26 protein-coding genes are annotated in these 26,076 nt (G+C 45.8%); 1 reads left to right on the top strand and 25 read right to left on the bottom strand.

The features are described from left to right. Positions 1-11 precede the first annotated feature (11 nt). The 11 genes from B9A22_RS21920 to modA form a co-directional block, all read right to left on the bottom strand. Positions 12-1,631 (bottom strand): BCCT family transporter, encoded by a 1,620-nt coding sequence (locus B9A22_RS21920; protein WP_084578081.1) that lies wholly within the window; start codon positions 1,629-1,631, stop codon positions 12-14. 113 nt (positions 1,632-1,744) lie between these two features. Next, a complete protein-coding gene (locus B9A22_RS21915; protein ID WP_084578080.1) occupies positions 1,745-3,178 on the bottom strand; it encodes an FGGY-family carbohydrate kinase in 1,434 nt (477 codons plus the stop codon). A 64-nt stretch (positions 3,179-3,242) separates the two neighbouring features. Beyond that, the gene (locus B9A22_RS21910; protein WP_084578079.1) at positions 3,243-4,781 is read right to left on the bottom strand and encodes an FAD-binding oxidoreductase; all 1,539 of its coding nucleotides are present in this window, start codon (positions 4,779-4,781) and stop codon (positions 3,243-3,245) included. Positions 4,782-4,796: 15 nt separating this feature from the next. Next, positions 4,797-5,753: an electron transfer flavoprotein subunit alpha/FixB family protein gene (locus tag B9A22_RS21905; RefSeq protein WP_084578078.1), complete on the bottom strand. Its 957-nt coding sequence runs from the start codon at positions 5,751-5,753 to the stop codon at positions 4,797-4,799. Then, the gene (locus B9A22_RS21900) at positions 5,750-6,583 is read right to left on the bottom strand and encodes an electron transfer flavoprotein subunit beta/FixA family protein (RefSeq protein ID WP_084578077.1); all 834 of its coding nucleotides are present in this window, start codon (positions 6,581-6,583) and stop codon (positions 5,750-5,752) included. Before B9A22_RS21900 ends, B9A22_RS21905 begins: the two co-directional genes overlap by 4 nt. Next, the gene (locus tag B9A22_RS21895) at positions 6,573-8,021 is read right to left on the bottom strand and encodes an FAD-binding oxidoreductase (RefSeq protein WP_084578076.1); all 1,449 of its coding nucleotides are present in this window, start codon (positions 8,019-8,021) and stop codon (positions 6,573-6,575) included. The genes B9A22_RS21900 and B9A22_RS21895 overlap by 11 nt, the downstream gene beginning before the upstream one ends. A 66-nt stretch (positions 8,022-8,087) precedes the next feature. Further along, a complete protein-coding gene (locus tag B9A22_RS21890) occupies positions 8,088-8,864 on the bottom strand; it encodes an SDR family NAD(P)-dependent oxidoreductase (protein ID WP_176215645.1) in 777 nt (258 codons plus the stop codon). A 274-nt stretch (positions 8,865-9,138) separates the two neighbouring features. Next, a complete protein-coding gene (locus B9A22_RS21885; protein ID WP_084578075.1) occupies positions 9,139-9,705 on the bottom strand; it encodes a glycerol-3-phosphate responsive antiterminator in 567 nt (188 codons plus the stop codon). A 399-nt stretch (positions 9,706-10,104) separates the two neighbouring features. Next, positions 10,105-10,737, bottom strand: coding sequence for an ATP-binding cassette domain-containing protein (locus B9A22_RS21880; protein ID WP_245824101.1), 633 nt, complete (start codon positions 10,735-10,737; stop codon positions 10,105-10,107). Between the two features lie 9 nt (positions 10,738-10,746). Beyond that, a complete protein-coding gene (modB, locus tag B9A22_RS21875) occupies positions 10,747-11,433 on the bottom strand; it encodes a molybdate ABC transporter permease subunit (RefSeq protein ID WP_084578073.1) in 687 nt (228 codons plus the stop codon). Between the two features lie 84 nt (positions 11,434-11,517). After that, the gene (gene modA, locus B9A22_RS21870; protein WP_084578072.1) at positions 11,518-12,351 is read right to left on the bottom strand and encodes a molybdate ABC transporter substrate-binding protein; all 834 of its coding nucleotides are present in this window, start codon (positions 12,349-12,351) and stop codon (positions 11,518-11,520) included. Between the two features lie 323 nt (positions 12,352-12,674). On the opposite strand from modA, the gene B9A22_RS21865 reads away from it, so the two are divergent. Continuing rightward, the gene (locus B9A22_RS21865) at positions 12,675-13,595 is read left to right on the top strand and encodes a substrate-binding domain-containing protein (protein ID WP_084578071.1); all 921 of its coding nucleotides are present in this window, start codon (positions 12,675-12,677) and stop codon (positions 13,593-13,595) included. 44 nt (positions 13,596-13,639) lie between these two features. On the opposite strand, the gene B9A22_RS21860 is transcribed toward B9A22_RS21865, so the two are convergent. From B9A22_RS21860 to B9A22_RS26440, 14 genes are all read right to left on the bottom strand, one after another. Beyond that, positions 13,640-14,275: a histidine phosphatase family protein gene (locus tag B9A22_RS21860; protein WP_245824100.1), complete on the bottom strand. Its 636-nt coding sequence runs from the start codon at positions 14,273-14,275 to the stop codon at positions 13,640-13,642. Beyond that, positions 14,265-15,617, bottom strand: coding sequence for a DVU_1553 family AMP-dependent CoA ligase (locus B9A22_RS21855; protein ID WP_084578070.1), 1,353 nt, complete (start codon positions 15,615-15,617; stop codon positions 14,265-14,267). Before B9A22_RS21855 ends, B9A22_RS21860 begins: the two co-directional genes overlap by 11 nt. Continuing rightward, complete coding sequence (trsS, locus tag B9A22_RS21850) at positions 15,614-17,002, bottom strand: radical SAM (seleno)protein TrsS (RefSeq protein ID WP_084578069.1); 1,389 nt, start codon at positions 17,000-17,002, stop codon at positions 15,614-15,616. Before trsS ends, B9A22_RS21855 begins: the two co-directional genes overlap by 4 nt. Before the next feature lie 8 nt (positions 17,003-17,010). Next, a complete protein-coding gene (locus tag B9A22_RS21845; protein WP_084578068.1) occupies positions 17,011-17,325 on the bottom strand; it encodes a hypothetical protein in 315 nt (104 codons plus the stop codon). After that, positions 17,312-18,445, bottom strand: coding sequence for an aminotransferase class V-fold PLP-dependent enzyme (locus B9A22_RS21840; RefSeq protein ID WP_084578067.1), 1,134 nt, complete (start codon positions 18,443-18,445; stop codon positions 17,312-17,314). Before B9A22_RS21840 ends, B9A22_RS21845 begins: the two co-directional genes overlap by 14 nt. Positions 18,446-18,460: 15 nt before the next feature. Further along, positions 18,461-19,582, bottom strand: a complete 1,122-nt coding sequence (locus tag B9A22_RS21835; protein WP_084578066.1) for a DVU_1551 family NTP transferase — start codon at positions 19,580-19,582, stop codon at positions 18,461-18,463. Next, a complete protein-coding gene (locus B9A22_RS21830) occupies positions 19,561-20,622 on the bottom strand; it encodes an XdhC family aldehyde oxidoreductase maturation factor (protein WP_084578065.1) in 1,062 nt (353 codons plus the stop codon). Before B9A22_RS21830 ends, B9A22_RS21835 begins: the two co-directional genes overlap by 22 nt. A gap of 38 nt (positions 20,623-20,660) precedes the next feature. Next, positions 20,661-21,107: a DVU_1555 family C-GCAxxG-C-C protein gene (locus B9A22_RS21825; protein WP_084578064.1), complete on the bottom strand. Its 447-nt coding sequence runs from the start codon at positions 21,105-21,107 to the stop codon at positions 20,661-20,663. A gap of 44 nt (positions 21,108-21,151) precedes the next feature. Continuing rightward, positions 21,152-21,463: an XdhC family protein gene (locus tag B9A22_RS21820; RefSeq protein ID WP_084578063.1), complete on the bottom strand. Its 312-nt coding sequence runs from the start codon at positions 21,461-21,463 to the stop codon at positions 21,152-21,154. Further along, positions 21,463-22,233, bottom strand: a complete 771-nt coding sequence (locus B9A22_RS21815; protein ID WP_084578062.1) for an XdhC family protein — start codon at positions 22,231-22,233, stop codon at positions 21,463-21,465. Before B9A22_RS21815 ends, B9A22_RS21820 begins: the two co-directional genes overlap by 1 nt. Before the next feature lie 38 nt (positions 22,234-22,271). Beyond that, the gene (locus tag B9A22_RS21810; protein WP_084578061.1) at positions 22,272-22,529 is read right to left on the bottom strand and encodes a hypothetical protein; all 258 of its coding nucleotides are present in this window, start codon (positions 22,527-22,529) and stop codon (positions 22,272-22,274) included. Positions 22,530-22,761: 232 nt separating this feature from the next. Next, positions 22,762-23,442, bottom strand: a complete 681-nt coding sequence (gene trsM / locus B9A22_RS21805) for a DVU_1556 family methyltransferase (protein WP_084578060.1) — start codon at positions 23,440-23,442, stop codon at positions 22,762-22,764. Further along, positions 23,439-23,648 carry a DVU_1557 family redox protein gene (locus B9A22_RS21800; RefSeq protein WP_084578059.1) on the bottom strand — a complete coding sequence of 70 codons (210 nt, stop codon included), beginning with the start codon at positions 23,646-23,648 and terminating at the stop codon, positions 23,439-23,441. Before B9A22_RS21800 ends, trsM begins: the two co-directional genes overlap by 4 nt. A 12-nt stretch (positions 23,649-23,660) precedes the next feature. Next, positions 23,661-25,991, bottom strand: a complete 2,331-nt coding sequence (locus B9A22_RS26440) for a pyridine nucleotide-disulfide oxidoreductase/dicluster-binding protein (protein WP_084578058.1) — start codon at positions 25,989-25,991, stop codon at positions 23,661-23,663. Positions 25,992-26,076: the final 85 nt, after the last annotated feature.

Below are 26,076 nucleotides of genomic sequence, written 5' to 3'. Positions count from 1 at the left end.
CCGGCTTTTACTTATCCTTTAATTGTCGGTTTGCCATGATACGCCTCAATGACCGCTTCTTCAGACATCAGTGCCTTCTTGGTTTTCGATTTGATCGGACTTCCATCGGCATGATAGTCATTTTTGAAGGTATCGTAATAGCTCGGGTTAAGGGCAACCTTTACCAGACCGTAACTGATCAGCAGTTCAAGAATCAGTGCCGGTCCACCGCCAAGGTTAGACAACATCTTGATTCCATCCACACCTGCAGTAGAGATCATCACATATGTCACAACTCCGATGATTACGCCCCAGACAACTTTAATGCTCATGGACGGTTCCGGGTCGGCAGGAGAAATACCAGTCGTGCTCATACCGCCAAGAGTCGTTGTGTAAGCGTCAGAACCTGTTACATACGACAAGAACATGCAAAATACGAATATGGTCGTAGTAATCAAAGCAAGAGGGTATTGATCCAGAAAAGCGTACACCGAAAACTCGGTCCCCTTAGCCATGGCTTCCATCAGCTTGCCGCCGTGAAGTTCGCTATATATGGCGGCTCCGCCAAATATGACCATCCATAAGATGTCAAACAAGGCCGGAAGGATAAACTGAACAGTCAGAGCCTTTCTAATGGTATGCCCATAGGAAATCTTGCCCAGGAACATCCCCGATACCGGCGCCCATGCCAGCCAGTTGCACCAGTAGAATATGGTCCACCAGCCCGCCCAGGGGTCGCCTGCTGCTGCACCTGTAAATGCCGCTTTGGCAAAGAAGGTCTGCAAATGATTAGCAAATGCTTCCACGCCAAGATTTAGCATAAATGCGGTCGGGCCAAGGACAAATACGAATATCGCCATGGCAAAGAACACGATGGAGTTAATTTCCGATAGCCTTTTGATTCCGTTGAAAAGACCGGTAATCGAAGATAGCACGAAGGTCAAAACTACTGCGGCATCAACTACTGCCCAGAGGAACGCACCAGTCTGGACTCCCGTGAGTTTGTTGAGTCCGCCTGCGATTGATAGAACTCCTGCGCCCAGGCAAGCCGCCATACCGGCGATCAATGCATACATACAGACTGCGTCAATTCCCTGCGCCCATTTGCCGAGCACCTTGTCGCCAAAGACAGGGGTGAGGGTTGAACCAAGACTGTAAGGCTTTTTCATGTTATAGTAGGCGAAAGCAAACATTATGGAAGGTACGGCATAGATTGCCAGAGGGAGGAATCCCCAATGTATGAACAGTGTCGACATGGCAAATACTGCCGCTTCCGGACTATTCTTCGCAATATTGAGAGACTTCGGTGGATCTGTTAGATGGTACAGCGGCTCTGCTGTAGCCCAAAACAAAATACCGATGGCAATGATGCTGGTCAAGGTTATAGAAAAATAACGCCAGTCGTCAAGCATCGGAGCGGCATCTTTTCCGCCGATTCTCACATCACCGAACTTGGAACACATAACGAAAATGATGACACCAAGCATTACCAAAACACCTAAGCAAAAAGCCCAGGCAAAATTGCTCATTAACCATTTGTTTGATTCATTGATCATTTTACCAAAACCGGCTTTGTCAACGAAGTTGTACGCGCATGCAGCAATAAAAAGAATTACTGGAGGCCAAAACGCAAGTGGTCTGATGTTTCCCATTATATTTCCTCCCCTTTTTGTCCTGCAAACACATGACATATTGTTTCAATGAACTAGCAGACTTATTTCAAAATATTCATCACATAACAGCTTCAGCGCACTGCCTATTTTGATTAACGAAAAATCGGGTAGGATTTCTTTAATACCTCATCAGTATAAGCGGTAATATGCTTGTATACCTCGTCGTTCATTCTTTTATAGAGGTCTGTGTTTGTTTTATCAGGTTGGAAGGTATCCCTGATCTTCACCATTTTTTCAGTGGCTGTTTGATACTGATCATACGCGCCCACCGCAACGGCCGCGCAAATAGCCGAACCTAAGCTGGCTGAGCCGTTTACTATGTTTCTGGAAGCCGGAATTCCAAAAACATCGGCAAAGATCTGCATGAACAAACTGCTATTAGAACCGCCGCCGGAAATAATGATATGATCCAGTTTGATACATAATTCCGCACACATCGCATCTGCACGATTTTTCATGGTTAATGCGATAGCTTCTAAAATGGACCGATACATATGTGCACCACCATGGCGGGCATCAAAACCAATCATCAACCCTTTTTTATACGGCTCATGAACAGGTGCCAACCAGTCCAAGACCGTCATTAACCCCTCACTGCCTGCAGGAATTTTTTGTGCTTCCTGATTCAAGTATTCTTCTTCTGTAATCTTGAGTGCTGCCGCTTTTATTGAGATATCATCGCCCAAAAGATTTTTAAACCAGCTGACGGTCCACATTCCTCTGCGAATACCATAGCTTTCATAGAGATAACGATGGGGAATTGAGGCAAAGTTCGTCCAAAAATGCATTGTATCCTTCGGGTTTTCATGACCGTGCACCATCGAGGCAATATACGTACCCAAAGAAATAAGCGCCGTATTTTCCGCCAGTGACCCGGCACCTAAGGCCTCAACTGCTTTGTCATTAGCCGTTGCGACTACCGGAATGCCAGCGGGAAGACCAGTGATCTGCGCTGCTTTTTCTGTCATTTGACCCAAAATGGTTCCCGGCATCTTTAGCTGAAATAGCATTCCCCGGGGAATATTCATCTTCCTTATGACTTCGGGATCTTCACTCCATTGCCAGGTATCGGTATCAATAGGCCATTGCCCTTGATAATTGCCAGCCGTATCATGGAATTCCCCAGTTAAGCGATGAGTTATATAGCCTGACGTAGTGGTAACATACTTAACTAAAGGATTAATATGCTCATAGGGTCTGGACACTCTTTCATCCATCCAGCTCATCGCGGGCGAAGCCAAGGTGCCATCCTCTTTTAGTAACACCCGGCAAAAACGAATCGTGCACAGACCTATGCCAATAATGTCTTCCTTGTTTCCGGAAAAGCGACTCATCGCCTGCTTGCTTGCAACGACAATTGAATCCCACAAATCATCATCCGGATGTTCTACAATGCCCGGCGCGGGCAAACTCATGGGTTGCAAATTTTGCTTACCTTCGCAAACAATATTCCCTTCCAGATCGAAAATGATCACCTTGGAACTTTGCGACCCTCCATCGATGCCGATGATGTACTTCTTTTTCATTATCTTAGCTTCCGCCCTTCTATCTAAAGTCACAACTGTCTTTTTGCACCTTACATACCGATACCTAATCAAACCAATTGCCCGCATTCAGCACATTTGTCGGGTCCATTGCGTTTTTGATCTTGCGAATATGACTTAAGACCTTATGATCGGTTACCAATTGAAATAATTCTTTTTTTAGTTTACCTACACCATGTTCGCTGAAAACAACGCCCCCGTCCCAGGCGGAGCAGATGGTCCACTTCTCAATGAGCTTTTTACCGGCGAGATATTCCTCATAGTTTTTCGGAAGAAAGTTTACGTGCACATGATTGCCGGCCACATGTCCGAATATGGCAAATTCGACCCCGCAGTCCTTTGCGTCTTGTTGATACAGAGTAAGGAGATCACCGAAATTCTGTTTTGACATCGTAATATCGGTAGATAGCTTCGTGATTTTCGGATCCAATCGTCTCGCTTTCTCCAATGCTATATTAATTGACTCCGGAGCGGCATGCCGATAAGCCCTCATTTTTTCAATGTCTTGTGCCCCAGATAAGGCCCAGGTGAACTCTTCATCACAACCACATTTACCCGCTAACTCCATCAGTCTTTCCGCAATCGTTTCAATATCGCCCTCCTGTTCCCCATGGAGTTCGATATAGATCATCCCAGCGTACTTTTCATCGACTGGCGGCAGCCCCTGCAGCTTGGCAGCGACTTTCTTCAATTCCCGGATATGATCCAGGGTCGTCTTATCCATATATTCAATGGCGGCAATGGCAGCCGTTCCTTCTTTATAGACTGCACGCCTCAATTCTTCCGCGAACCGGAAAAGGTTATCCTGTAATTCAGCAAAGAATCCCACGCCCCATATCTCCCGGGGACGTTTCGTCAAGCGCAGTGTGGCCTCGACAATAATTCCGTACATGCCCTCACTGCCCAGATAAAGGTCTATCCTATCAGCATCCTGCGGCAATTTCAAAAGCTCTGGATTCACTGCAAAGGATTCAGAAGCTGGTAATATCCACTCTGGATCATGGATCTTGTGCTCCCCTCTGGGTACAGTAATTGCACTGCCCCGGCCATCAATCAGGACTATTTCCTCCACGTATTGCCTTGTGTCCCCGTACAGATACCCGCATATTCCTTGGGCATTTGTTGCGAGAATACCCCCAATGGTTGCCGAAGTCTCTGTCGGCTCCGGCGGCCAAAAATAGGCATTATCCTGCTTAAACGCCGCCAGTGCTGCTAATGATTCTTCATCCCAGCCTTGTGTTTCAAAGCTTTTTTTATAAAGCTGCTTTTTTAATTCGTCTAGCCGTACTCCAGCCTGTACTCTAAGAAAATATTCTCCGCCGGTTTTGCGAAGACCCAGGATTCTATTCATGCAAGACAAATTCAGGATATGCCCGGACAACGGTACCGCTCCACCGCAAATACCGGTTTTACCGCCTTGTACGGTGATGGGTATGGAATTGCCTGCCATTTCCCGGACGATCGCCCTAACAGCCTCTTGGGTTTCTGGAAAAGAAATACTGACCGCTTGCCCTGTCATTTTGGACTCATCACCCAGATAGTCTTCAAATCTTGCCTCGAAGGGCTGAATGCCTTCTGTCGTCATCGTATCACCACTCTATTATTCTGCGTGTAAGCGTTTGATCAGTTCATCGACAAATTCCTGATAATCAACGCAAATCGCCACATCCGCCATTTTGAATATTGGTGCTTTCTCATCATGATTCACGGCGACAATGAGCTTACTTTTTTCTATCCCCACAGTAAATGCCGCCGCTCCCGAAGCACCGATTACAATACATACCTCCGGTGAGAGAATCGACCCTGATGCGCCAATAAGACGATCCATGCCCAGCCAGGCATTCATGACAACAGGACGGCTTGCCCCCAGCTCTCCCCCTAAATGTTTTGTCAGTTCTTCCAGCAATGGGATTTGTTCCTTGCTGCCAACACCTTTGCCTACGGCAATAACGATTTTGGCCGTAGTTAACCCCTCAGGGGTTTCCGTCTGCTCGCACCGATACCCTAGCAGCCAATCTGTGCGGAGCGAAGAGCCAAGTGCAAACCTTTCCACTTCTGGTGGCTCCGCCGCCAATTCCGGTTTTTCTTTAAACCCTTTTGCAATCGAAAGGCAGAACGGACTGCTTCTAATTCGCAATTTTGCCGTCAGGTGATTGGAATAAACCGCCTTTTCAACCAAAAGACACCCGTCATCATCCTGGCTGCTTTTTACACCTATGCACGAAGCGCCTTTTAACCGATAGGCGGTTCGCACCGCCAGACTCGAGGCAAACCAGTCACTGCCAAATACCAGGATTTGCGGCTTGGTACATTCATATATCTTGGTTATCGCTTCCAGATATTCTTCGGCCACATGATTGGTTCGAACTCTTGCTAACTTTACACACGTAATCTGATGTGAAAAGCCAATGGTTTTTACATCAATCTCTTGAGCCGATACAATCCAGGCTTCCATTTCCTCAGTGTAGGAAAGGTTTCGGCTGATATAACCGTTTAATTCCGCTGCTTGCCTGATAATGGATTGCAGGCTGCCGCTAAATACAATCGCCGTTTTCATGTCTTGACTCGCTTCATTAAGTATTCTTCATAGAACACATCTGCTTTTTCCGCTGAAGTCCGGCCTTGGATGAACACGCCACTTCGCTCCTGCCGTTCCTGGAACAGTTCAATGATTTCAACGTCATTTGCCACTTCAAGCGCCTGTTCTTCCATGCCAAAATCCTTAAGAGAGTACACTTCCACTTCCTTGTGGGAAGAATTCATTTTGTCCTTCAGGGTGGGAACTCTGATATAGGTATTCGGAGCATTTCCCACTACCAATACAACGGGCGGCTTAACCGTCTGCGCAATCACCCAGTCATCAATCGTGGAGGTAACATCCAAGCATCCCTGTTGTTCTGACAACTTGACATTGATTACGGCGGTGATACAAGGAACCCCCAGCCTTTCTGCCACTAATAGCGGGGTTTTTCCATTATCCCCTTCATTGCTCTGACTCCCGCAAAGAAGCACCTGATGATTGCTTTTATTTTTCATATATTGATGAATCACTGCAGCAACAGCTGAGGCATTAAACCGAAGATCAAGGCCGCAGTCCACCCTTACGCCATGATCATACTTTAACGCTATCAAGTTTTTCAGCACCTTATGGGATCGATTTGTGCCAATAGTTAAGGCGGTCAATTTCAAATCCACCTGATTCCCATTGCTGCAATCTTTGAGCTTTAGACCCAATTCAAGAGCACTCTCATCATAAGGATTGAGTATGGTTGGCACAAAGCCCGTATCCACCTGCGAGTGACCAGTTACTACCCAGTCCCCCGCAGACATCATGTCCAAATCAGGCACCACTTTGAAACAAACCAGGATATCCATGCTATTTTGCATTTAGAGGAATAATGGTGCCCGCATTCATAATTCCATTAGGATCAAACGCTTGCTTCAATGTTTCAAGGATATAATAGGATGATTGATATTCGTCCTTAATCCAGGGTGCTCTCGCTTTTCCTATGCCATGATGATGAACGATTGAGCCGCCCAGCCGGACGGTTTCTTCAACGATAATCTGATTGATGGGATTGTGGTATTTCGTCACTTCCTCCTCCGGTTTGCAATCTACAATATTATAGTAGTAAACGAAATACATATTTGTCCCATTCAAATAACTGTGCGAGGAATGTCCGCCTACCATGGTGATGTCCGGCGCCTCCGCCCGGATTCTTTGCACGCAGTTTTCATAGATCTCGTTGATTACTCCCCAACATCCCGATACTTCTGTTGTGAACCCGATATTGTGGGTTTCCATGATTTCAATTCTTTCCTGAGCAATTTTGTCAGGTCCCCAATTCAGATGCGCGAACCAGCATTCAATCAATTTGCTGTCGACTTTGGTGCATTCCGAATATTTGGCAACAATCTCCTCAATCGCTTTGCCAGTCACTTCTGCAATTCCGCGCGGCCCTTCAGCCATGAATATCAATACACATTTATCTTCGGCAAAATGAGAAAAATGAAAAGCTCCGTCTTCCACGTCATACAAACGGGCGATGGATGGTTTGTAGCCTTCCACCATGACTTGCCGCAGTATTTCAAATCCTGTCTTCATATTGTCAAGCGTATATCCATAGAAGAGATTGTTTTCCGGCATGTACTTAAATATTTTGACAGTGACTTCCGTGATAAAGCACAGGGCACCTTCGCTCCCGATGATGACATGGCGGATATCAGGGCCGGCGGCACGTCGGGGCACATTCTTGATTCTTGTGATTTCACCATTGGGAAACACGGCTTCCAAGCCAACAACCATATCTTCAATCCCGCCATAGAGAGTAGAGAACTGTCCAATGCTACGGGTTGCCACTAAGCCCCCCATTTGCGCCAATGGTTTTGATTGAGGAGAATGACCTGTTGTATATCCCTGTTCACGCAACCTATCTTCAAGGGTTTGCAGGGAAACCCCGCATTGAGCGGTTATCAGCATATTATAGGGATCAATGTTTACGATTTCGTTCATGTCTGATCCATCAATAACCACCGAGTTTTCCACGGCAGTTTCCAATCCGCCTTCAGTAGCTGACGCTCCGGTCCTAGGTACAACATTCAATTTATTTTCATTCATGAACTTTAATACTTTGGCTATTTGTTCAGTATTCTTGACCTTAACGACTGCTGCTGGAATCGGTTGGGTGTATACGCCGCAGATGTCTTCATACTTTCGGAAGCGATCAATGCTGCTGGTTTTTAAAACTTGCTCATCGGTAATGACGCGTTCGTCTCCCACAATGTCATTTAGGCTTTTAATGATCTGTTCCCGCGTAATTTTCATTACAATCCTGCTCCTCTATATAAACTAACTTTATTTTTAAACCGGTTCTTTACTGTTAACTCCAAGTTATCTGACTAAGTATCCGCCATCCACCACCAGTAAATGGCCATTAACATAGTCCGAAGCTTTACTGGCCAAAAAGACCGTCGTCCCCATCAAATCCAGTGTTTCACCCCATCGATTTGCCGGGATATGATCCAATACCCTTTGGTTGGTTTCCGGATTGCTTCTAGTCTGTTTTGTAATATCTGTTGCATAATATCCCGGTGCAATCCCGTTGACTTGAATGTTGTATTGTCCCAGTTCGTCACAATACGCTTTGGTAAATCCGGCCAACGCGTGTTTTGTCGCGGCGTAAGCCGGCGACCATTGCCCTCCCAGAAAGGAAAACAGGGAACAAATGTTGATGATCTTGCCGCTTTTTTGGGGGATCATTCGCTTCGCCGCTTCATGACTTAATTCAAAAGCAGCTGTTAGATTTACATCAATCATGGGATCCCACTCTTGTCTGCCAAATTCCAGTACGGTAGCGAGCTTACAAATGCCGGCACTATTGACCAAAATATCAATAGAGCCGAACGTATCGACGCAGTGGTCAATGATTTTCTTAGCTGCCCCCGCCTCAGTAATGTCTATTTTCATGAACTCCATTTTTACGCCTTCATTTTCGATCAGTGTTTTTATTGTACCGTCGTCTTCCATAAAGCTTGGAATCAGAAGGTTAGCCCCGGCTTTCGCCAATGCCAAAGCAAAGGCCTGCCCCAGTCCGGTGTTTCCCCCGGTGACAATCGCATTTTTTCCTTTCAGCGAAAAATAATCCATTGAAAAATCCACAATACTCATGATCTTATTGCCTCCTTTTTACTTTAAACCCTTTTTTATCTCTCTCGCCGCAAAGGAATTTTTGGACGGAATTTATTTGCAGAATATAGTTTGCATAAAAAAATACAGAGGACAGTATATTCCCTTGCGGAAATTACTATCCTCTGTACTCTAGTAATTGCTTTAAGTATATAAACAGCCTAACAAAATGTCAAGACTTTTTGTTCATTTCCAAATATTCTTTAAATGACCGCCCCATCCAAGCGTAAACCCACACTTTTCCGGGGCCCTTATCCTACACACTCCATACCGTTGTGTTGGTCGAAGAAATGGCGACAGCACCGGCTTTCAGTGCGGCAACCACATCGTCTTTTTCACAAACTAAGCCACCCGCAATGACAGGTAGGTCAAATTTCTCAATTACCCAGGAAATTACTTTTGGCATACACCCCGGCAAAATTTCGATGCAGTCAGGTTGCGAGATTTCAATTTGCTTGTCCAGATTATGAAAAGAAAAGGAATCAATTAAAAAGAAGCGGTGAATGGTGTAAAATCCTTGTAACCTCGCAGCTCGGATCATGGATGCTTTAGAGCTGAGAATGCCATCGGCTTTCGTGTGTTCTTTCAGGTATTGAACGACAATCTCTTTGTGAGAAAACCCCTCAAGCAGATCCACATTAATAAAAGACATTTTTCCACTGGCTTTTATTTTCTTTACAATGTCACCAATGTTCAAGATATTCCCGTATAATATGAAAACGATTTTACAATCGGAAGCCAATACCGCCTCTAAACCGGCATCGTTTTTTATCCCGGCGATAACCGGATTATCTTCCAATATGGCTTGTAAGTTGCTGCTCATAAAGAAACCTCCAACCTATAACTTTTCCCAATCTCCCCTACTAGTGCACTGCTCGATATCGTCTGTTGAGACGCCGTATCTTTCATTATTACGATACAGCAAAAGCCCCCCACTTTTCCGAAATCATCATAAAGAAAACACGGCTTGCGCCGAGCCTCTGGCGAAAGCGGAAGCCGATGTTACCCTTATCCAGACGGAAAGTTATACTTTCTAACAGGACAAGAAATTATCTCAGCTTAACCTTCAGTATGTCTTTGAACAACTTGCTTGTCAAGCAAGTTTTCATAAAATTACTATTTTTTCTGTGAATTAGGACGGAGTTTAAAAAATAAAAAATCCCCCATAATTACTGGAGGATTCACTTTTGCTTTCTCCTGTGCAGTTTTCAAGGAACATCCTTTAAAAGTTGCTTACTTGCCTGCCTTTCTCGATGAAAAGCACTTTGTCACCCAAACACCGTGCCTCTTCCGGGTCATGAGTAACAAGTATAAATGGGATCTTCCATAGGTTCTGCATCCGCTTTAGCTCTGCCTGTAATTCGAAGCGAGTATTACTATCAAGCGCAGATAGCGGTTCATCCAAAAGCAGGATTTCTGGTTCTGCCATCAGCGCGCGAGCCAATGCCACTCTCTGCTTCTCACCACCTGACAGTTTATCAGTAAAACGGTCAGCCAAGTGTTCGATCTTCAGTAGGCCTAGAAGTCTTTTATAGAGAGCTTCTGCACTTTGATCGCGTCGTTTAACTCCATACAAGATATTCTGTCTCACATTCATGTGCGGAAACAAGGCAAATTCCTGAAACATATAGCCTACCTTACGGCGATGGGGAGGAACAATGGTCTTTTCCTCTGCCGAAAAGAACGTATGCCCATTGTTAACAATCTTCCCATCATCTGGCTTGATTAATCCAGCAATACAGCGAAGTGTTGTCGTCTTACCACAACCAGAGGGGCCAAATAGCACGACAATATTATTTTCAACCGAGAATTGCATGTCTAAAGTGAATTCCGGCAATTTTTTCTTAATATCCACACAAAGCAATTAGAACAACCCCTTAGTGGGCCAAGCTCCGCCCCGAGATTTAGTCCAGATATTTAGCCCATATATTGCAGAAAACGTAATTGCACTAATTATAAGCACATATATACCTGCCTGGGTCAGGTCATTGGACTCAGCCGCGAAATAAATGGCAAGCGGCAGTGTCTGTGTCTTACCTGGAATATTACCCGCCACCATAATGGTGGCGCCAAACTCACCAAGTGCCCGTGAAAAAGAAAGTACCAAGCCGGCGACTAGACCTGGCCAAGCCAACGGGATAGTAACCGTCCAAAACACTCTCCATTCATTAGCGCCAAGAGTTCTGGCTGCATCCTCAAGAGTTACGTCCACCCCCTGAAAAGCCGCCTTTGCACTTTGATACATAAGTGGAAAAGCCACCACCGCTCCGGCAAGAATAGCCGCATAAGGTGTAAAGATAATTTGTGTATGGAGGGTTTCGCTAAGCAAGCGTCCTAAAGGCCCCTGCCTGCCAATCAGCAGCAGCAATAAAAATCCAGTGACAACCGGAGGTAACACTAATGGCATGATAAGCACTGCTTCAATTACTGCTTTTCCGGAAAATTCCCTGTATCTCATGAGGTAAGCGAGGGATATACCGGATATTGATACAAGCACCAGTGACATGAATGCCACCTTAATAGAAAGTATAACCGGTTGCCAGTCAATCATCTAAGTTCCACCTTTGTACACGCCTGCCTCCGGCATTCACACCTAAATCCTGCAGACCGCGATGATATAATATAATATTGCCCCTTATTTCCCCATTGCAAAGCCATATTTTTCAAAGACAGCTTTGCTTTCACTGCTATAGAGATAGGCCAAGAACTCTTCAGCTGCTTTCGGTTGTTTAGTAGCCGCTAGCAGGGCAGCCGGATAAACGACAGGCTTATGGGAACCTTCTGGAGCTGTTGCTGTTATTTTGACTTTTTCACTGGATAAGGCATCAGTTTTATATACTATACCGGCATCGACATTTCCTGTTTCAGCGTAAGCAAGTACGGTGCGGACATCTTTCGCAAAAACAACCTTATCCTTAACCTTATCCCATGCACCAAGCTTATTCAAGGCTTCTTGGGCGTACTGCCCGGCCGGAACAGTTGCAGTCTCACCTAAGGCTAGTTTTTGCACACTGTCTTTAGCCAAGTCCGCAAAGTTAGTGATCTCAATTTTTGATTCCTTGGGCACCACAACGACAAGCTTATTTTCTACCAGATTTTTGCGGGTAGCCTTATTGATCAGGTTCTTAGCTTCAAGCTCATCCATTTGTTTGGGAGCGGCAGAGATAAAGATATCTGCTGGGGCACCCTGCTCAATTTGTTTCTGGAGAGAACCAGAGGCACCAAGATTGTACACTAGCTTAACATTAGGGTTTTTGGCCTGATATTTATTTTGAATTTCGGTCAGAGCATCCTTAAGGCTAACTGCAGCCGATATAGTAAGTTCAACAGGCTGCTGTTGTGCAGTCGCCGGCGGCGTTTGGGGTGCCTGGCTTGTACTACCGCAGCCAGCAACGAAATTAATTGCAAGAATCAAAACCACCACAAAAAATAACAATGCTTTCTTATTAAACCTGTCGATTTTTTTCATTCCGGTCTCCTCCTCAGCATACTGATTTCATTATTACACATCATAATTACCAGGACCTGCATAACAACATCACAACCCTCCTTAAAACAAAAAGAACTAACATAATTAAACATAACTACATTAGCTGAACAGCATTGTTCTCTATTACATAAAATTGCAGCGACAGTTAGTACAAACGACAAAGTCTTCTGGTTATATATCAATCAAAAACTAACATAACAGAACAAAACTAAATATAAAATACCTATGGTGTTATTATAGTATCCATTGTATTATATTAGCAAGAGGATATTTGAAAATTTATTAAAAATTTTGGAGGAATTATGAGCGAAAACGCTTCCTATACACCAGAAGAAGTAGCAAAAATTTTAAAGATTTCCAAATTCACAGTTTATGAAATGATCAAACGCGGTGACTTGGCAGCTTACCATATCGGACGCAAAGTCCGTGTCGAGGCACCTGATCTTGATATGTATATTCAGAAATCAAAAGGGACTAATATATCGCAGCCCTCCGCTCCGGCTGAAGCCCCCCGTCATAGTGGCTTTATCATCTGCGGACAGGATACTGTTCTTGATATTCTCACCAGGCATCTTGAAAAAGAGCTCCCACACATCAGCGTTCTGCGTAACTATACTGGCAGCATGGACGGATTGACTGCTCTCTACCGAGGCAACGCCAATGTAGCAACTGCACATCTTTGGGATGGCGACACCGATACGTACAATGTTCCATATGTTCGCAGTCTGTTACCAGGCCATAGAGCGCTGCTTATCAACCTTGTCTATCGCACTGCAGGATTTTATGTCGCTAAAAATAATCCGTTAGATATTACCGACTGGAATGATTTAGCCAAACCTGAGTTACGACTCATTAACAGGGAACGCGGTTCAGGTGCCAGAGTATTACTTGATGAGCAACTACGAAAACTGGATCTTAATTCCGCCTTGATTAATGGCTATACCCGCGAAGAGACAAGTCATCTCACAATTGCCAGCACTGTTGCGCGTGGTGAGGCCGATGTCGGATTAGGTATTGAGAAAGTAGCTCTGCAAAATGCTAACATCGACTTTATTCCGCTTAGAAAAGAAAGATATGATTTGGTTATCCGCAAGGAGGACGCGGACAAGCCGCATTTCCAAACCTTATTAGCCATTATCCGTTCAGCAGCTTTCCGCGAGCAGATAGCAGGTATGGGAGGATACGACATTACCCACACCGGTCAGATCATGGGCCAGACCTAAAACAAAAGCCAGCGGTTTTTCCGCTGGCTTTTGTTTTTAGGTCATCAGACTTCTTTCCGCGGTGCATATACAAGCCCATTTAACAACTTAACGCAATATTGCCCGCCGCTAACTGCCAATATGTTAATACACCCATACCCCTGAGAGATACGGAAAAGATTTTCAAGAGGCATACCAAGAATATGACATAATAGTAGTCTGTTAATCCCCGCATGACCCACAATAAGAATATTTCCTTCAGTAGAATCGGCTATATCAGAGAATGCCGCAATACCCCTGGACATGCATTCTTCGAAACTCTCAGCGCCCGGGGCACGGTAACTGATGATATTACTCCCCCGCTTTGCATACTCTTCGGGATGGCATGTCGCAATTTCCCGAAAAGTTTTTCCCTCCCAATCACCCATATTAATTTCCCGAAGATCGCGCCTAATTACTAATTCTGTGTCCCAGCTTGCAGAAATAATCCTCGCAGTATCCACAGAGCGTATCAGATCACTGCAAAAGACACTCGAAATATCTTCCCCCCCAAGTTCTGCTTGTAGCAAGCGAGCTTGCCTCACACCCTCGTCTGACAAAGGCAGATCAATTTGCCCGATATACCGCCGCTCGCTATTCTCCATTTCTATACTACCATGACGAATTAGATATATAACTTTTTCCTTCGCATTATACCGCACTCCCCACACCCTCCCTCGCCAGACCAGTTACACGGATGCTTCTTTTTGCGGGAGATAAAGTCAAATTGCGGACAAACTCTACCTCTACCATCAGCTTCCCGGCTTGCTCTGCCGCTTGGATTGCAGGCAATTGTCGTAGAGCACTTAAGGCAAAAGGTTGGTCTGGAGGTTGACCATCAGCTAGCACGACTATAACTAATTTCAATTTTGTAATTTCGCCATAGTTAACCTCAGCGGTGAAATTAGTGACCTCAGGCAAGGCAAAGAGGACTTCATCGAGATCTGCTATTGTAAACTCCCAGCCTTCCCCGAAACAGACTGTTCCATCTTTCCGGCTCCTTACCCGTTCAAGACGCCGTAGTATACTGCCGCACTGGCATTGATTCACGATAAATCTCGAAATATCACCAGTTCGATAGCGAATCAGTGGCATTCCTTGCCTTGTTAAAGTAGTAAAAACCACCTCTCCATACTCGCCGTCTGGCAGTGGCTGCGCAGAAACCGGATCAACAATTTCGAAATATAGATCAGCTTCCCGCATATGACAGCCTTCATGTGCGGCACATTCCAGCCCCCCGCCTAATCCCATCTCTGTCATTCCATAATGTTCATACACTTCACAATTCCAGATCCGCTTGAGTTCGCGCGTAATGGCTGCCGGGATGTGGTCGGTACTTAATAGTGCACACCGTGGCGCCCATTCACTCCCGCCCCATTTTTCCCAATAGCGGGCCATTGCCAGTACTTGTACCGGTACACCTACCAAGCAGTTTGCCTTTACCTGACACATTCTCAGGACGGCCTTCGGCACGTTCTCAACAAGACCGTAATAAGTGGGCAAAACACCAAGGCGCAACAATGCCTGCAGCAATAGATCACCCACACTGCCAGGACGCTCACCTGGCAGCAAAATAAGCGCCTTATCTCCTGGACCAACTAAGGTTGACATGCCACACTGAAAAAAATCTATTGTCAGCTCCTGATCAAAAGGGCTAAAGTAAATGCGTTTCGGGTTCCCGCTAGTGCCTGAAGTATTCAGGGTCACCACCCGATTAATTTGGCTCTGCGAGACACATACCATCTGCAAAGCGTGTGCAGTCACGTCAGCTGCGGTAGTCAAGGGATATTCCGCAATCTGTTCTAATCGTGTAAGACCATTTAACCCCATACCGGCTAAATGCTTCCTGTAGAAAGGACTCAAGCTCCGCGCTCTGCTTATTGTTTCATTTAATCGAATTAACTGGTAACAGTTGATCTGTTCCCTTGTCACCCGGCCACCTGCTGTTCCCATTTTCCCAGCAATCCAAGCGTCTAGTGGCGTTATCCGCACATCAGTTGTCATAACCCCCTCCGGTACAGAGCCCGTCCCTGACGGTCTGTCAGGTTATAGGCGCAAAAAGGAACCAACCGGCCCTCTGGGCTTACCACATGAATAAAGCACTGCTTTAGCCGATCCAAATCCAAGGTCCAGGCATCCTGAAAAGCCATACCTGACACAGCAAGCTTATAGGTACTTACTCGTTCCAAAAACTCATCCAGACTAGTCAGGCTGCCAGTGGCGCCTTCAGAACTGCGTGGTTGGTTGCTGCGAGATGCTGCCGTGGTGGCAGACGACCATTGCCTGGCAACAAACTGCCGGGCACGCTTAGCTCCCCCAGTTGTAGGGGTACAGCAACAGGTACCTGTACTTTGCGGCAGAAGAGGTTTTAAATCGCCATCAGGCATAAGGGCAAAATTACCATGAAATGAACAATGGGCATGTTCACCACCTGGTGGGCGAAAGTGCTCTGCTTTCATCTGCCCACCAGTCTGTTTCTCAATCTCCCGAATAACCTCAGGAAGGGTTATACGATCAGCATCTACCGGGGCTTCTGGGTATCTCCCAAAGTAGCTGATCGGCTGAAAGTGGACTCCCCTCACGGTCGGCATCCTGCTGATGGCAAACTTCAAAATATCACCAATATGCTCATCGTTTACCCCAGGCACCAAAGTCGGTACAAGCACTACACCAATATCATGGGCAGCGCAGACCTCTAGTACCTGCTTCTTGATGTCAAGCAGCGCCCGCCCGCGCAGCTTGGTATAGACGTTGTCGTTCATCCCATCAAACTGCAGGAATACACAATTTAGTCCTGCTGCTTTCAGCCTGCCAACATACTCGTCATCAGTTGCAAGTCGCAAGCCATTGGTATTAACCTGAAAAAAATCAAATCCCAGCCTTTTGCCCATTGAGATAATCTCTGGCAAATCATCACGAACAGTTGGCTCACCGCCTGACAATTGAATATTGTAGGGCCCACCACTATTCATCAGCATACGGTACCAGCCCTCAATGACCGCAAGGTCCGGTTGTTCCTGCTCGTCCAGTAACGATGCGGCAAAACAGACAGGGCACTGCAAGTTGCATTTGTTTGTCACTTCCAACAGCACACAGCACGTCTGCTGGCGGTGATCTGGGCATAAGCCGCAGTCAAAGGGGCACCCCCGGTCTTTTTCGGTGGCACAGACTGCCGGCGAAGACGGGATTTGGGGACTATTCCAGTTTAGGTAGGCAGCTTCCCCCTGCCAGATGCGTACTTGATACTCACCATGCTCTGGGCAGCATTTTTTTAAAAACACATCGTCACCCCGTGCCACGCGTTGAGCTGGAATGCGTTGCAGACATTCAGGACAGACACTTTGGGTTATAGAAAGTACCACTTCTTCTTGTTCTCGGATATCATCCATGTTAAAATTTATCGCTCCCCGCCAGTCTCATGTTGTTTGATCAATTCTTCCAAGAGCCACTCAAATTTTTGCTTGCAGCCTAGCGGATCTTGATCAGGAAAGCTGACTTTAATTACAGAATCAGCAATAACTCCTTTTAGCGTTATACCGTCAGCAAGGTCGGCCTTAAAAAATGGTCGCGGAAAATTCCGAAAATATTTGACCGAACCAATTGTGCAAAAGTGATTAATAAATCCCTCATCGGCCTTAATAGGCAAACGGTATTCATATACATTAGTGCCGCTAAAGCAATTTTCAACCTTTTTCCATTCAACCTGTTTCATGCATCATCTCGCCTACAGCCCTTAAGCAATAGTCAATTTCTTCATATGTAGTAAAACGGGATAAACTGAACCGCACCGTACCAGCAGGATAGCTTCCAAGGTAGGAATGAATTCGCGGCGCACAATGGAGTCCGGTCCGACAGATTATACCAAAACTTTTGTGCAGCACTTCGCCAACGTCTCCTACATCCCAGTCCCTTAGCGTAAAAGAAACAACTGGAGTCCTCGGGGGGGCCACAAAGATAACGTCTGCTCCTGCTGCAGCCAAGCCTGCTGCTAACCTCTCGATCTTGCTCTGTAACTCAGTGCTGTCAAGACCATGATCATTTGCCCAGGTCACAGCAGCAGCCAAACCGGCAAACGCGGGGTCATTAGGGGTGCCGGCTTCGAAACGGCTAGGCATATCTGGCGGCATTTCGTCAAGGTCACTTTGTATCCCAGTTCCGCCTACCCACACCGGCTCTAAGTCTAATCCGGGGGCTATATATAGTCCTCCCGTACCAGTCGGGCCTAACAGATACTTATGCCCGGTAAAAGCCACCATATCAAAACCCCATACTTCAGGTAAGACAGGAATAATGCCCAAACTCTGTGATGCGTCCAAGAGAGTAATGGCACCTGCCTGTTTGGCTATCTCGCCGAGCCTCGCCGCATCATTAACCGCACCGGTAACATTAGATGCGTGAGTAAACACAACCAGTTGGGGCTTAAATTGCTGTATGGCGGCTTCCCATTCATCTAGGATGACCCGCCCCATTCTATCAACGGAAACCTCATGAATGGATATCCCCTTGGTTTTTGACAGATAATGCAACGGGCGCAGGACAGAATTATGCTCAGCAGCAGTAGTTACTACTGCTGCTCCACTCTGCCAGTGTATGCCATGTAGAGCGATATTTAAGGCGTAGGTAGCATTAGAACACAAAACAATCTGGTTGGGATTCTTTACCTGAAGCAAGCCAGCCAATAACCCCCGGCATTGTCCCGTAACATCCCACCCGCTAAAACCCGAACGTCCGGCATGGCAGGGAAGTCCGTCAATGTAAGCAGCAACGGTACCGCCCACCTGCCCTTTCTTTGGCCATGAAGTCGCGGCATTATTCAAATAAACTGGCTTCATAGACCTCGCCCCCTATTATAATGCCATTTCGTCAAAGCTACTGATTCCCAAAAGACCCAATACTCGATCGCTAATGGCTTCTGCTGTCCGCATTCTTCGCAAAACCGAATCAATAATTTCAGGACTGCTCGAAAACTTGTTTAATGCTGGGCCAAACCGTTCAGCAAGAGTTACCAGCCTGTCACCCTGAACTAACTTGTCAGCAAGGAACACAATAGCTGCCTCATCAACGACATAGTCTGCCGCAAACTCCATATCCATATGAGAAGCTACAATACCCGACAATGCTGAAAAACCCATACAATTGATCATCCGCCCGCCTCGCTTGGGATGGTTTGGCTTACCCTTTGCCAGATCATGTACAAGTCCCCCGGCGATAACCAAATCAACATTGAGATTTAAACCTACGCCATTAAGTAGACCTGCCATACTGCGGCCCACATCTGCAACAACCTGCCCATGCCGTGATACTCTACTGTCAACCCTATGCTTATGTAATATGGCAAGACATTCGTCATAAGTCGGAATCTCCCGCTGCGCATAAAAATCCGAAAGTTTCCGATAATCTTCAATTGTATCTATATCAAGCAATACACCCTGATCTGCTAGTTCAACCTCTACGCTATCAGCGGCAAATCGATCCAGAATATCTCGCAGACCGCCAGCGCTATTGCCGCTGAGGATGCTTTCAAAACACCTAGCACTAATAAGCGGCGGATGGCCCCTATGGTCATGGAAAACTGGGTAAACCACGGCTGCACCGGTTTTGCGGTATTCCCGCAACATATCTTTAATACTGCGTTTTCTTATTAACGGCGTATCGCCAGGCAGTAGGAAGAATGCCTCAGCTTCACCGGCAAGGGTATTAAGACCGGCAACAACAGAAGAAAACATGCCCTCAGCATACCGCGGGTTCTCAATAACGCAAACATTCAACCGTTCCAATAAGGGATAGAGGTCTTCAGCCCGATGACCGACCACCACCCTTACATCAGTTACTCCTCCATGACGCAAACTGTCTACTGCTGTTTCGATCACCGTTTTACCGCCTAATGGCAACAGCGGTTTGAATGCGCCCATCCGTGATGAATATCCTGCGGCAACAATTAACCCTGCTATCTTTCTACAGTTACACATCTTTCCCGCTCCGCTCTGGCTTTGATCAACTCAGCCACAATGCTTACTGCTATTTCTTCCGGTGTCTCGGCATAAATGTCAATACCAATCGGGGAATATACCCGTTTTAGGTCCTCCTTGCTGAATCCCTGGGCCTCAAGAGACTTAAACAGTTTATCCCGTTTCTTTTTGCTGCCGATCATACCAATGTATCCGGCACTTGTCCGGAGAGCCTGTTCCAGCACAATGCTGTCATGAAGATGTCCTCTTGTCACAATGACAAGATAACTGTCTTTATTGATAACCAGTTCCGGGAGAGGCTGAAAGGTATCGATAACAACAGTTTCCGCCTTGGGAAACCGCTCCTTATTGGCAAACGCCGGACGATCATCCAGCACTATTGTATTAAAACCCACCATATCAGTAAGTCGCGCAATTTGTTGCGAAACATGGCCTGCTCCGAACAAGTATACTACACCTGTGGTTCTGATAGGTTCCACGATAAAGCGACGACCATCCTTAATGTCAGCATGGATCGAAATCTTAGCCGGACCAGATGACAGCTTTGCCATAAACTCTGGCTCGCAGTGAAAACTGCCGATTACCGTTCCATCGTGTTTAACCAGACATTGCTGCCGCATTTTTCCTTCCACCGGTTCTTCAGCTAATTCAGTTATCAGCCAAGCCTTTTGCGCTTTATCCATATTTGCGATAATTGCTTCAAACACTTTACGGTTTTCATCATCGCCAGCGTCGATATAATCCAGGAGGATTTCGCCTGCCCCACCGCAAATCATTCCAACCCCGGCAGCATCTGTCCCAGTCAAGTCGAACGCCTGTATTACAGATTGCCGACTTTCCATAACTTTTTTCGCTAGCCCAATAGTATCAGCTTCCAAGCGTCCTCCGCCAACCGTTCCAATTATAGAACCATCAGCACGTATGACCATCTTTGCCCCAGCCGAGCGCGGAGCTGATCCCGCACTGTGAAAGATAGTAGCCAATACAATACTCTCGCCACAAGAAAGTAGGTCAACTACGTTTTGATAAAACCCTTTCATGTATACCCCTCCTCTACTTGCCAACGTTTGAAGTGTGACTAATCGAATTGGCCAGTGAGCTCGTATCCATTGGCAGATAGAATTTCCTGAACTTTTCCAAGTGTCTTAATGGTAAGCTGCGGACACCTCGCCATCCGGTTCATCGGATTCTTCTCCAAAATATCATCACAGGCAATTCCCCCATACTGGGAAACAGCCTCTTCTTCAAACCATCCGACAAGTTCCCTGATCATGTCGTTAACGCGGCTGTCCTCCATTTCTTCGACGGTTCCCTTGCCGGCATAGAGACCGATAAGACATGCTCCACCGGTTAAAGCGCCACAGGTTTTACCGCAGAAGCCCATTCCCCCGACCAGACCGGACATAGCCCGTACAACATCAGGATTTTCTTTGCCTTGAGCCTCCAGCCCGATGATGAGAATTATCTGGCTGCAATAAAAGCCTGCTTGTGATAGCTCTACCATCTTCATAAACGCATCTGTCATACTCTCCCGCCTTTCCCATAAATCATGGAACAGCAACTCTCAAATTAGATGATCTGGATAAATACCTCCATGATACCGCCACAGACCATTCCTTCATCGGCAGCCACTTCGTTTAACATCGTCACCGTGTATAACCTGGACCGGTTTTCGTCAAGTGCGGTTAAAGCCTGACGTCTAACTTCCGCTTCACCACAACCGCCCCCAATCGTCCCGAAAGCTTTACCATCAGGTGAGATCAGCATTTTGCTTCCTGCCTTGCGGGGTGTAGAGCCGCGTGTTTCAACAATAGTAACCAGAGCGGCTTTTTCTCCGTTTTTTTGCTTTTCGCAAATGATGTTTACCATTGTCCGATCCATCAGAATACCTCCTTATGCCCACTCAGCGGGCAGCCAGAACCACCCCGAAAAACCGAAACCACTTCAGCAGCAATACTTACGGCTATCTCAGCAGGCGTTTCTGCTTTGATGTCTAACCCAATCGGAGCTCTAAGCCGCCTTTCAAGCCCTTCTGGTGCACCTTCATCCTGTAGGAGATTTACAATCTCTCTGATCCGCCTTCGACTCCCGATCATCCCCAAGTAGCGGGCATTGCTCCGCATGGTAGCGCGCAAACAATCCATGTCATACCTGTGCCCACGGGTTACGATAACGATGGCAGTATCATTGTCTACAGTCAGGTCCTTCAATACCGGCTGGAAACTAGTGCAAATAACTCGGTATACTCCGGGAAATCTGGCCTGATTGGCGAATTCGGGGCGATCATCAATAACCGTCACTTCAAAATCTAATAATGACAACATTTGCACCAGAGGCTGGCTAATATGTCCGCCGCCAAGCACTATCGCGCGAAATTTATTCACAATTCTATCCCAAAAAAACCGATACTTACCGCCGGCCTGATCTTCAATCCAAATTGTCGTTGGTTTTGTCCATACTGTATTCCGTACTATATCCAGTATTTTTTCACTAACAAAATTATCGAGCTGGCAACCATCTAGCCTTCCATTCGTATGAATAAGCAGCATTTGTCCAATGTGGTTACAGTTATCCGGACTACTGTCAATAACAGTCACTATATCCACTGTACCTCCACTATCCATAACCGGCAGCAGCTTATTAAATATCACTCTAGCTCCCCCTCATAACAAATTAACTGCACAAGTATTTATTCGTGATTACAGCGGGGAGAGTCCGGTCCTTTACCAAGCAGCTCATTTATTTTTGTGAGGGCGGCTTCGGATAAGAAGTTAATCTGTGATGGACTACCGTCCATTGCTTCACCAGATAATATTATCCCATTATCAGTCTCCAAGTAATTTACCGGCAAGTTTCTTCTAAATATTTCTCCTGTGTGTTTATCGATAACTTCAACAATAATTGAATCTGCTTCAATTATGTCAATAGAATCTGATTGCCCATTCATTGTTCCAGCCTCCAAATGATAAGTAATATTGATCGTTATACCGTTATTTTTTTGATGAAAGTATCAATCGTGAACCCATCTTGCACTTCGGACAAACCCGACCTTCATTGGTATTTTCACAATTTTTACAATATATGGAAAAACATCTACAGCATTGGTACAGCGGGACTTCAGTCATCTCACTCGCGCAACGTGGACATGTCTTATTCTCCAATGCAAATCATCCTTTCGTTTAGCTCTTTTCGGCAACAAGCAAAAAATAACCGAGCTTGGTCGTTTTTGGTGTTGGCTCACATATTTGCCTGTCATTGATTCTTGTAGATAAACATTGCCAAAGCTTCTCAACTGAGCCATACTCCATAATGAAGCAAGCAACAAACTCCCGCAAAAAATCAGATTGGTCTTCCCATGCAATAATCTTAAAACCTTTCTCCTTTAACATCTTAGTCAAGCTGCCATGAGTGAGATAACCGGATATACAGCCTGAGTCCGGCATATTGCCGACTTGTGAGGTATCCCCCACGTTCCGAACATAAATATCAGTTAAAGCCAATTTCCCCCCAGGAGTAAGTATACGACAAAATTCAGCTAAAGCCTTGCTGATATCCTGCATAACCGACAAACTGCATTCAGCTAAAACACCGTCTACCGAAGCGTCGGTAAATGGCATATCTTCCCCCGGCGCCTGAACTAAATCCAAATCGGCTGAACGCTCCCGCCCTTGCCTGAGGCGCTCCTCCGACAAATCAACACCTACTACATTTAACCCATGGACATCGCGCAAATATTCCACTGTAATTCCGGTACCACAACCGACATCAACTATCTTGGCAAGTGGCGGGAAGGCGCAATAGTCAAGCAACCGTTTAGTCAGCACCACTCCACCAGGGCGTATGACTCCGTCTGTTATCATTTATCCTCCAATGCCGCCTCCACCTGCTGCATTTTGCCATTAGCCAGTTCTTCCGGAATGTAGACTAAACCGCACGCAGAACATTTGTAAAGCTCAACTGGAAAACTGCTGCCAAGATATGATAAAGTTACCTTACCCAGCGTAAGTTTAATGCCGCACTTAACGCAAACAATATTCAATTGTTGTTGAGTTACCTCTTTGCTCATTTGTCTCCCCCGTTATCCGGTAATTTCCAATCTATGGCAATAAGCATTATAGACAACAAATTCATTTCCTTGTGGCGAATACTCCACCCAATATGTTACACTGACAGGTTGGAAATACGCAATGTAATGACCGCTCTCATCTTGTTTCAATTTGTTACCAGTGCTTTCAGCGTAGGCAATAACTTTAGTAACGTCATCGACAAGAATCCGCCTGTCATCCATAATACGTCTTACACTTTCCGGAATAATGACTTTGATATTAACTTGTGGCTCATCCACAGCCTCACCCCACACTTCACGCAGCAGCATTGTCTTCAATTTCGCCCGGTTTTCTTGGCGCTGAGAATAACCTGGCCCTTCTTGATCTGCTAAATTGTCCTCGCCAGATCCAAAGATTAAATCCAACAAATGGTACACGCGCTTGCCCTGACTGGCAAAATTATCACGACACATTGCACAATAGGCAAGATAGTCTGTTTCGCTTTCCCCAATACGTCTGTTTATTATTTTATGCGCAACTTCCTTGTTGGCATAAATCATCAAGCCTCCATAGCCGCAACATACTGTACTGTCACGATTAAAAGGCAATTCTTCAATTTCAACGTTCAGCTTGTTTAAAATATTTCGAACACTCTCATGCAGCTGTGGCTCATATCTTGTAGTACAACTGTCATGAATAGCCAGTTTTTGTGGAGTAGCTGCCTGCCAAACCCTGTCAGGCAAACCGGTACGCTCTAATAATGTCCATAAATTCTCCACAGACATATCAGAAATATTATGATTAAACATACTAAAACATGTCGGACAAGCGGTAATTATCTTAGGACTTCCTAGTTCTCTCCAGTTACATTCCATATTTTTCATTGTTTCCTGAAATAAAACTTCTTGCCCAGCCCAGTTGGCCGGAGCTCCGCAGCACCCCAGCATTAGCCCTACGCCGCCCTCGAGCTGTTTACGCAGAAATTCATAAATTTTCTTTACATATTGTGGTGAGGATGCAGCAAGCTGACAACCGGGATAGAATACCCATTCACTGGACGCAAACCCAGGCTGATGGCGATTAAGAGCAAAATCATCGCCATTACTGAACTGCATATCCCGCAGTGCAAAATCATGCGCCGAAGGCGGCATTTTACCCTTTTGCACCATCATATTCCTCGCCTCCTGGCAAATTTCGGCCATACTCAACTTCCCAGGACACACATGTTCACAAAGTCCACATAGACTACATGAATTTATCAACTTGTTGGCATGGTGAATACCCATTACAATTGACAAATTGTTATAGATTTCGCGTGCGCACTTTTTGGAATAACCACGGAAATGAGCAAGATATTCACAAGCTTTCGCGCACTCAAGGCACTCACAGGCCAAACAACGGTTAGCTTCCTGTAAAGCCTCTTCTTCAGTATAGCGGTTAAAAGAGTCTGCAGCTTTTACCATAGGTTGTGGTTTAACACCGGCAATATTGGTATAAAGAGTTGTCTTATATGGTCCTGCCGCTTGTCTATTAGCAGTAAGTGAAACATTTTGCAAATGCCGGTCAATCGAATTTGCGGCAATTTTCCCATCAGCAATCGATAAGATTGGGGATCTGCCTTCGCAGCCCAAATGCAAACTGCCACCAGCAAAGACCTTGGGATGACTTGTCGCCAAAGTGAAAGAATCAATTACCAGCTTCTCACTTTCATCTACTGCAAGTCCAAAGTCCCGAGAATTTGTATTCTTGCAGCCTGCGCTCAGATAGACAGCGTCAAAATTCTCGCATAGGTTGACAAATGTCATAGTTGCGTCGGTGTTGTTGCCTATTACTGTTTTATAATGTATTTCTAAAGATAATTTTTCTATAATTTGAAAATCGTTGTGGATCAATTGCCGGGGCAACTGGTTTTCCGGAATATCCCAGATACTTCCCCCTAAACGGTCGGTTGCTTCAAAAATTACCACCTTGTACCCTTTGCGGGTAAGCTCTACTGCCGCAGTCAAACCGCTCAAACCTGCTCCCACTACTGCTACCTTTTGACTTTTTAGTGGTGGAATCGCCATTTTGGGTGCAGATGAATTATTATCAACACATATTTTTTCTATGGCACTAATATAAATAGGCTCATCAAGCTCGTTTCGTTTGCAACCTTGCCGGCAGGGTTGGTCGCAAATCCTGCTAATAATTCCCGTAAAAGGAACCATTCTGTTAAACAAAGCAAAGCCTGACGCGAAGTCACCTTTACGAACAGCAGCGATCATGCCCCGGACATCAACATGGACCGGACACCCGGCAGTGCAGCCTGGCGGATTATCTTGGACGCATTTTGCTTCCCGTTCACGCAATAATTTTTGATCCATACTATTCTCTCGTTTCCTTTAATTTTTAATAAAGAGAGACTTAGCTTCAGGTGGGGTTTTAACCCCATCTGAAGTTTAGTCGACC

Source organism: Sporomusa malonica (assembly GCF_900176355.1).
In the GTDB taxonomy this organism is placed as follows: Bacteria; Bacillota; Negativicutes; order Sporomusales; family Sporomusaceae; genus Sporomusa; species Sporomusa malonica.
Note: the sequence above shows the minus strand (reverse complement) of the source record. Positions and strands in the feature narration are given on the sequence as shown.